The 7,384-nt window shown below is 65.1% G+C and carries 9 protein-coding genes; 3 read left to right on the top strand and 6 right to left on the bottom strand.

What is annotated here, in order from left to right; translation table 11 throughout:
- Nucleotides 1–392: 392 nt before the first annotated feature.
- From HZB53_20800 to HZB53_20780, 5 genes are all read right to left on the bottom strand, one after another.
- Nucleotides 393–668 (bottom strand): antibiotic biosynthesis monooxygenase, encoded by a 276-nt coding sequence (locus HZB53_20800; GenBank protein MBI5880096.1) that lies wholly within the window; start codon nucleotides 666–668, stop codon nucleotides 393–395.
- A 170-nt stretch (nucleotides 669–838) separates the two neighbouring features.
- Complete coding sequence (locus tag HZB53_20795; protein ID MBI5880095.1) at nucleotides 839–1,642, bottom strand: c-type cytochrome; 804 nt, start codon at nucleotides 1,640–1,642, stop codon at nucleotides 839–841.
- A gap of 157 nt (nucleotides 1,643–1,799) precedes the next feature.
- Nucleotides 1,800–2,519 carry a GNAT family N-acetyltransferase gene (locus tag HZB53_20790; protein ID MBI5880094.1) on the bottom strand — a complete coding sequence of 240 codons (720 nt, stop codon included), beginning with the start codon at nucleotides 2,517–2,519 and terminating at the stop codon, nucleotides 1,800–1,802.
- Complete coding sequence (locus tag HZB53_20785) at nucleotides 2,516–3,247, bottom strand: nicotinamide-nucleotide amidohydrolase family protein (GenBank protein ID MBI5880093.1); 732 nt, start codon at nucleotides 3,245–3,247, stop codon at nucleotides 2,516–2,518. The genes HZB53_20790 and HZB53_20785 overlap by 4 nt, the downstream gene beginning before the upstream one ends.
- An 85-nt stretch (nucleotides 3,248–3,332) precedes the next feature.
- A complete protein-coding gene (locus HZB53_20780) occupies nucleotides 3,333–4,367 on the bottom strand; it encodes a M23 family metallopeptidase (protein MBI5880092.1) in 1,035 nt (344 codons plus the stop codon).
- A 105-nt stretch (nucleotides 4,368–4,472) separates the two neighbouring features.
- On the opposite strand from HZB53_20780, the gene HZB53_20775 reads away from it, so the two are divergent.
- Entirely contained in the window at nucleotides 4,473–5,039 is a 567-nt protein-coding gene (locus HZB53_20775; protein ID MBI5880091.1) for an NUDIX hydrolase, read from the top strand.
- Nucleotides 5,040–5,059: 20 nt separating this feature from the next.
- Here the strand turns inward: HZB53_20775 and HZB53_20770 are convergent, their stop codons facing one another.
- On the bottom strand, nucleotides 5,060–5,554 hold the full coding sequence (locus HZB53_20770) for a hypothetical protein (GenBank protein ID MBI5880090.1): 495 nt from the start codon (nucleotides 5,552–5,554) through the stop codon (nucleotides 5,060–5,062).
- A 396-nt stretch (nucleotides 5,555–5,950) separates the two neighbouring features.
- Here HZB53_20770 and HZB53_20765 point away from each other — a divergent pair, with 396 nt between their 5' ends.
- Both HZB53_20765 and HZB53_20760 read left to right on the top strand, forming a co-directional pair.
- Entirely contained in the window at nucleotides 5,951–6,280 is a 330-nt protein-coding gene (locus HZB53_20765; protein MBI5880089.1) for a hypothetical protein, read from the top strand.
- A 58-nt stretch (nucleotides 6,281–6,338) separates the two neighbouring features.
- Entirely contained in the window at nucleotides 6,339–7,334 is a 996-nt protein-coding gene (locus HZB53_20760; protein MBI5880088.1) for an ISAzo13 family transposase, read from the top strand.
- The last annotated feature ends 50 nt before the right edge of the window (nucleotides 7,335–7,384 follow it).

Raw genomic sequence — 7,384 nt, 5'->3', positions numbered from 1 at the left:
TATGACAATTAGGTCAAAGACCTGCCCCTACCCGGCGAACCGCATGGCGTGCCCGATGTTTCTGCAAAATGCTCTCGAGCGTTTTCCAGAAACAACCGATACGCGACCTGTCATTGCGAGGAGGCGAAGCCGACGAAGCAATCCCGACGCGCCAGAAACTGAGATTGCTTCGCCCCCTGCGGGGGCTCGCAATGACGCTCATAGGTGCCGTATCAGATCATTCCGAGAAACGCTTTAGACTCAAGCGCTTCAGATGCTTCGCGCGCAAAGCCAGCAATAGGCTGAGAATAGGACCTTCGCGCTCAGCATGACACCAGCAAGGCGGAGCTTATCCCGCACTGCGTCAGTCTCCACGACCGGTGCGGTGTTGTGTTTTGCGCCGCCTGCTCGCATTACCCGCTGTGCGCCGGCACCACAAAGACACTGAGCGCCGGCTCCGCGCCGGCCGCGCGGAAGATCAGCACGCCGCGCGGCGTCTGGCCGGAGTTGCGCATCGCGTCGAGTGCCTCGCGGCTCTCCCAGACCGTCACGATCTGCCAGGTGTTCGCGTTCTTCAGGTTGTGCAGCAGGAACGTCTGCACCAATCCCGGGTCAAGCGCCTTCACGGCGTCCTTGTAGGTCTGCTCCAGGGTCGTCCATTGCTCCGGCGCTACCTGGGCTTCAAGCACGGTGATAACCATTATTTGCCTCCCTCGGCAACGTGCATCGACGAACGGTTGTCAAACACGCACACGTGCAATTTCACCATAGTTCTGACGCCGACCCAATGCAAATTGGAGCAACAGGGAACACGGTCAATCGACCGTGCTCCGGTTTTTTGTGCGCTCGGACAACTGCCCTACCCGCGGCCGCGCGGGAACGTGTTCAGGTATTGGATCATATCGTTCAACTGCGCGTCGCTGATCTGGCTCGCGTCGTAGGCCGGCATGCCGGGCCGCCCGCGCCGCACGACCTGCTGGGCCTCGCGACTGCCGCCGCGCAGGCCGAGCTCGCCGGGCCCATTGCCAATCGCGCCGTGGCACAACTGGCAGCCCTGCGCGAAGTAGACCGCCGCGCCGCGCGCCGCCGCGTCGCCGGCCGGGTCGGCCTTTGCCAGTTGCTCGGTCGTCGGCGTCGGCACGACCAGCGCGCCTTGCGCGTTCGATTTGCCGAGGCTGCGTGTATACGCCACCAGCGCCCAGATGTTCTGGTCATCATACTGGGCCGCAAAGCCGGGCATGCCTGCAAACGACAGGCCATTCTTGACGATCCAGAACAACTGCGCGTCGCTCTTCTCCTGCGTGTCGTGCGCGCGCAGATTGCTGGCCGGCGGGTACAACCCCTCACCGAACATACCCTTGCCGTCGCCGGCCACGCCGTGGCAGGTCGCGCACGAACCGGTGTACGCCACGCGGCCGTTCTCGATCGCGCGCGGGTTGTTTGCCACCGGGTTGGTCTGGTTGCCGCCCTGCATCGACGCGATGCTGACCGCCGCATCGCCGTACAGCTTCTCGAGCGGCAGATCGTTGCGATGCCCCAGCGCGAACGGCATGCCGACCGCAACGACGAGGAACAGCACGCCGAGCGCCCCGACGACAAGGCCGATCAGAAGGCCGCCCCAGGGCAGACGCCGGCCCGGATTCGATGGTTTGGGTGTGGTCACGTAAACTCCTCCAAAGATGCAACGGGTGTTGATGATGGCCCGAACGAGGCGCGCCAGGCTATGCAGTCCGGCGCGTGCAGGGCGATAAGACAATAGCCGGTTGCGCTGATAGGAGGATTAAGACGGCATAAGCGGCGAGTAAGCTACGGAGTTCGCACTACCAATCGGTCTGCAAGCCCTCTTCGAGCAGCGCCAGTGCAAAGCCGCTGCGCTCCGCCACACCCGTCGAGGCGACGTTCGGCTCCGGCGCGGTGTACTGCACCAGCTTGCCCATGCGCGCGGCCAGCCACGCGATCTGCCGCACCAAATGGACGGCGATACCGCGCCGCCGCGCCTGCGGGTGCACCAGGATGCCGATGTCGGCCACGGCCGGGACCGGATACAGCAGGCTGGCCGCGCCGAGCAGGCGCTCGCGCTCCCACCAGCCGATGACGAGCGGATCGTCCAGGTTCACCTGCCCCGCGCGCCGGTCGGTCTCCGGGCACGCGTTGGCGAACGTCGCAAACGCATCGGCGTCGCTCGCGTCGAGCGCATGGATGCTGACATGATCGAAGCCGGAAGCCTGCGCGGCCGGCAGTTCGTAGATCCGGTCACGCCAGCGCGCGCCGAGCCGCATCGCCGGCAGCAGCGCAGCCACGTCGCGCGCGGTCGCGGCGTGCGCGGGCGCTTGTGCGAATACATCCGGCGCGTCGCCCGCCGCGCCTTCCGGCAGCACGATCAGCGACGCATCGGGCGTGCGGTACAGGTGAACCCGATCGGCGCGCACTTCGGCGCTTATGCTGACGTGGGTACCCGGATGCTCGAACACGTCAAGCGGCGCGCCCATGCGGACGGCCCAGGCGGCGCGAAGCGTTTGCGGAGCTTGCGCGGTCGTCATGCCACCGCCGGGTTGCTGCTGACCGGCCGCACATGCCACGCCAGCGCGCCGATCAGTTCGTATGTCCCGCGCGCTGTCATCACGAGCACGTGACGCCCGGCGTCGTCCACCCACTGGCGGCCGACGCTCGTCACGTTCTGCCGCGCGCCGCGCCACATGAACGCCTGCGGGCGCACGGCGCCATCGGCCGCGACATCGACCTCGGCCAGCGTTGGCTCGGCGTCGACTTCATCGGCGTGAGACGAAGCACCGCCGGATTCCAAATAGCGCCGCACAAGCGCCAGCGCCGCCTCGGCCGACGCCTCTTTGTTGCCGCTGCGGTCGTGCGGCCAGACATGCTGTTCAACTGTGGCGTAGCCTTCGGCGGCGAGGCCGATAAACACCAGGCCGACCGGTTTCTGCGGCGTGCCGCCGCCCGGCCCGGCCACGCCGGTCGTCGACACGGCGATATCCACGCCGAACAGCCGCCGCGCGCCCTGCGCCATCGCCAGCGCCGTTTGCTCGCTCACCGCGCCGTGGGTGACGAGCGTCTCGGCCGGCACGCCAAGCAGGTTCTGCTTCACGCCGTTTGAGTACGTCACCGCGCCGCCCAACAGGTAGTTCGAGCTCCCCGCGACATTCGTCAGCCGGTGGGCGACCAGCCCGCCCGTACACGACTCGGCCGTCGCAATCGTCAGCCCACGCGCCGACAGCAGGCGGCCCACAACCACCTCCAGCAGTTCATCCATGCCATGCCTCGCCATTCAATCCGCCGATTATCAACATACCCAACTCGACGGTTGTTGGGATTTGGCGCTTGGGATTTGGGATTTCTTACTTGACCGTGTAATCCTTCAGCGTCCACTCCATCCCGTCCACATTGAAGCCGTTGACGACCACATCCCAGTGCAGGTGCGGTCCGGTCACGCGGCCGGTCGCGCCGACCTTGCCGATGACCTGACCTTTCGTGACCGTGTCGCCCTTCTTCACCAGTATCTGCGACATGTGGTAGTAGCCGGAGTGCACGCCAAGCCCGTGGTCGAGGATAACGGCGTTGCCGCGCACCACCAGCGGCTGCGCCAGCACGACGACGCCATCGGCGGCGGCCATGATCGGGTCGCCGGTCCGGCCGTCCATGTCGGTGCCCTCGTGCGAGTCGCGGCTGCCGTCCTTCCAGATGCGCAACTCGCCAAACGGCGACGTAATGACCGCGTTGACTGGCTTTAGGAACGTGCCGCTCCACAGCGGCTTCGGCGACACGGCGTTCCAGATCGGCGTCAGCAGATTGCGCTCGTTGACGAAGTCGGTTGGGTCGAAGGCCGTGGGCACCGCGCCAATTTCCGTGGACGGGAACTGCGTGGTCGTCACCTCCAGCGCCACGCGATCGGACGCCGTTTGGCCGCCGGCATCGCGCGCGCTGACGGCCATGGCGCGCGGCCCAGCCGCCGCCACACGCGAGAAAGAGAACACGCCCCAGTACACGCCGTTGACCGGGTACAACGCGATCGTGCGATCGTCGAGCGTGGCGGACGCCGATGCCAGCGCGCGGCTGGCCGTCACCTTCACGAAGACCGGCCGCCCTTGCCCCACTTTGGTTGACGACAGCTCGGTCTTGATCGTGAGCTTTAGCGGCGTCGGCGTCGCGGTCGGCGTCGATGTGGGAGTCGGGCTGGGAGTTGCGGTCGGGGTTGGCGTGTTGGTGGGCGTGGGCGTGAACGTCGGCGTCGGCGTTGCGGTCGGGGTTACCGTGGGGGTCGGCGTTGGAAACAGCATGCCGGGCACATTGGCTTGCACGGCGACGATCGCGCCCGCCCCACACAGCAAGAGCAGGCCGAGCACAACCAGCACGGGGGCTAACAGACGACGCATGACGTTCTCCGATCCAGTGATATCATGAGCTTGATTTTACATGGGCACGCGCCATGCGCCCAACCGCGACGGCCAGCCGTGCGGTCACTTGCGAGATCATCACAAATGAAGAGCGTATACGCCACCTACGACTACCGCCGGCAAGCCGCGCCCGACGGCTACCGCTACTGCCCTCGCTGTGCTGCGCCGCTGGAGGGCCGCGAGATCGGCGGACGGGCGCGCGCTGCATGCCCACAGTGCGGCTTCGTCCGCTTCCGCAATCCCGCGCCAGTGGTCGCCGTGCTGGTCGCTGATGAAGGCCATGTCGTGCTCGGCGAGCGCAGCGGCGAGCCGTCCGCCGGCTTGTGGGCGACGCCCAGCGGCTACGTCGAGTTCGATGAGGACCTGCTGGAGGCGGCGCGGCGCGAGGTGCGCGAGGAGACCGGGCTGGTCGTGGAGATCGAAGCGGTTGTGCACGCCGAGTCGGCGTTCATGCCGCCCGCGTTTCACTTCTTCGCGGTATATCTGCTGGCGCGACCGGTCGGCGGCGCGCTGCGCGCCGGCGACGATATCACCGAGGTCGCATGGTTTCCGGCAGACGGCGCGCTGCCCCCGCTGGCGTTCGACTCCGACCGCGATCTGATCCGCGACTACGCGACGGGCCGCATGGCGCGCCTGCCGGTCGCGCCGTGAACGGCGCGCGCGGCGACTCGTCAGGGAGCGGCGCGCACCACGCGCGTTACGAACGTGAGCGAAGCGTCGCCCAGTTTGCCCGTGACCTGCCAGCAACCCGCCGCGGGAAAGAATAGGCGCGTGGCCTGCAAGCCGCGGTCGCCATAGCCGTCGGTGATTTGCGCGCGCAGCGGCGGGGCAACCGCGTCAAGCCGGCGCCCCTCGATGCTCAGCACTCCGGGCATGAGCCGCCACCACGGGAACTTCATGCCGAGCGTACCATCGCGCTCGACCTGATCGGCCTGCACAAGCACCGTGCCATTCGGCCAGAGGACGGTCACGAGCGCCTCGTTACCGTAGTGCGCAGCCGACGGCTGCTCGCCGGGCGGCGTCTTGCCGTTCGGCGCCGTGACGGGGCACGCGGCGGTCGCCTCGGGCGTCGGCGGTGCGGGCAAACGGGTCGGCTCGGCCGCGCACGCGGTCACCAACAGTACGGCGAGCAGCGCCAGGAACAGGCGCGTGAAATGCTTACGCATGGATGCCCCCCTCCCAGGTGGGTCGCGTCCCATTGTAGCACAGCACCGCCATTCGCGTTGTGCAGCCGTTCGACGGCACAGCAATTCTCATTTTGGCTTTGGACGGGTACTTCCCAATGCCGGCTTGCTCTGAACCGGCCCCCTGGTGCTTGTTACGCATGCTGGCTCGACAAGAAAGCGGCGTTGCCCTCCCCCCGAGCTCCTCCCAACTTCGTTGGGAGGAGGCGAGATTCCAAGCTGGACTTTGTCCATTGTTGCGCGTTGAAATGACACAAGGTAAGCTGATCAAGAGTTCTGGAGAGAATTCTTGGACCGAGGCTTAGACTTTGACCGTAAATAAGTTGCCCAGTTTGTGTTATGCTTGGCTCAACTCTGTTGTGGCGAGGTTGAGCCGAGATGCGCAAAGTGAAACGCCGCCGGATCCATCGGTGCGGTTGCTTGGATTGTCAGCAGCATCCGCGCTGCCGAGTGGCCGAACAACATCGAGCGATCAATCGCGTGCTCCTCACGCTGGATGAACGCAATCGGCGCCGCTTTGCCGGTTTGTTGGCGATTCAGCGCGGACGGCGCAGTCTGTCACTGCTGGCGCGCATCACGGGACTGAGTCGCCACACCATTCGGCGCGGGAAGCGCGAAATTGAGCATCCCGCGCGCCAGCGCCAAGACACCATTCGCAATGCCGGTGGCGGGCGCCCGCCGGTCGAAAAAAACAGCCAGGCATCCTGAGCGCGATCGATGACTTGCTCGTCGATGGGACGGCAGGTGATCCGATCACCGGTCTCAAATGGACCGCAAGACGATCCGCAAACTGACCTGTCAGCTACGTCGCCAGTTCCGCGTGGGCCGCACGACGATCGGTCGTCTGTTGCAACGCCAACGTTACACGCAGCACGTCAATCGCAAGCGTTTGAGCCGGAAGCAAGACCCGCAGCGCGATGAACAGATGCGCTATATCGCCTGCCAGCGCCGCCGGTTCCAACGTCAACAACTGCCTGTCATTAGCGTCGATACGAAAAAGAAAGAACTCATCGGCTTGTTTCGGAACGCGGGTCGCACTTGGCGGCAACAGCCACTGGACGTGTTGTCCACGGACTTTGCGCGCGATGCGAGCGGCAAAGCAGTTCCGTACGGCATCTATGATGCGACACGCAATGCGGGTTATGTCGCGGTCGGCACCAGTCATGAAACACCGGCCTTCGCCATTGCCGCTATTCGCTCCTGGTGGGTAGCGGCTGGACGCCATGACTACTCGAGGGCGACTGCTCTGCTGATCGAAGCCGACAGCGGGGGTGCCAATGGCAATCGCTGCTGGCTCTGGAAAGCTGGGCTCCAAACCTTGGCCGATGAGTTCGGTCTGAGCATTACGGTCACGCACTATCCAACCGCCGCTTCCAAATGGAATCCGATCGAACATCGGTTGTTCAGCCAGATTAGCCGCAACTGGGCCGGGCAACCGCTGCTCAGCTTCGAGACGGTGCTCAAGTACATTCGCACCACCACAACGGAGTCCGGCTTGCGTTGTCGGGCTCACTTGGACAGACGCAGATACAAAACCCGTCTCAAGGTCACAGTGCGGGACAAAGCGCAGATCAATTTCGGGCGGCCTCATGTTCGCCCGCACTACAACTACACCATTCACCCGCGAACTGGCACTCACAAAAAAGTGAGCAAGTTATTTCCGGTCAAACCCTTACCTTGCCAAACGATTATAACACGCTGCTGGCGTTGTTCGCCGTACATTTCGATGCCCGCGTATGGAAACACGCGCAGGTGCTGCTGACCGGCACCATTCTGGCGCGCGGCCAGCGTACGGTGTGCGCGGCCCTGCGC

It is taken from the genome of Chloroflexota bacterium (assembly GCA_016235055.1).
In the GTDB taxonomy this organism is placed as follows: Bacteria; Chloroflexota; Anaerolineae; order JACRMK01; family JACRMK01; genus JACRMK01.
This window is presented reverse-complemented; position numbering and strand designations above follow the sequence as displayed.

What these genes read in the sequence shown, in the direction of transcription:
- HZB53_20780 (MBI5880092.1), bottom strand. Translation starts at nt 4,367, where the DNA reads ATGCGTCGTCTGTTAGCCCCCGTGCTGGTTGTGCTCGGCCTGCTCTTG.
- HZB53_20770 (MBI5880090.1), bottom strand. Translation starts at nt 5,554, where the DNA reads ATGCGTAAGCATTTCACGCGCCTGTTCCTGGCGCTGCTCGCCGTACTG.
- HZB53_20765 (MBI5880089.1), top strand. Translation starts at nt 5,951, where the DNA reads ATGCGCAAAGTGAAACGCCGCCGGATCCATCGGTGCGGTTGCTTGGAT.
- HZB53_20760 (MBI5880088.1), top strand. Translation starts at nt 6,339, where the DNA reads ATGGACCGCAAGACGATCCGCAAACTGACCTGTCAGCTACGTCGCCAG.
- HZB53_20785 (MBI5880093.1), bottom strand. Translation starts at nt 3,247, where the DNA reads ATGGATGAACTGCTGGAGGTGGTTGTGGGCCGCCTGCTGTCGGCGCGT.
- HZB53_20775 (MBI5880091.1), top strand. Translation starts at nt 4,473, where the DNA reads ATGAAGAGCGTATACGCCACCTACGACTACCGCCGGCAAGCCGCGCCC.
- HZB53_20790 (MBI5880094.1), bottom strand. Translation starts at nt 2,519, where the DNA reads ATGACGACCGCGCAAGCTCCGCAAACGCTTCGCGCCGCCTGGGCCGTC.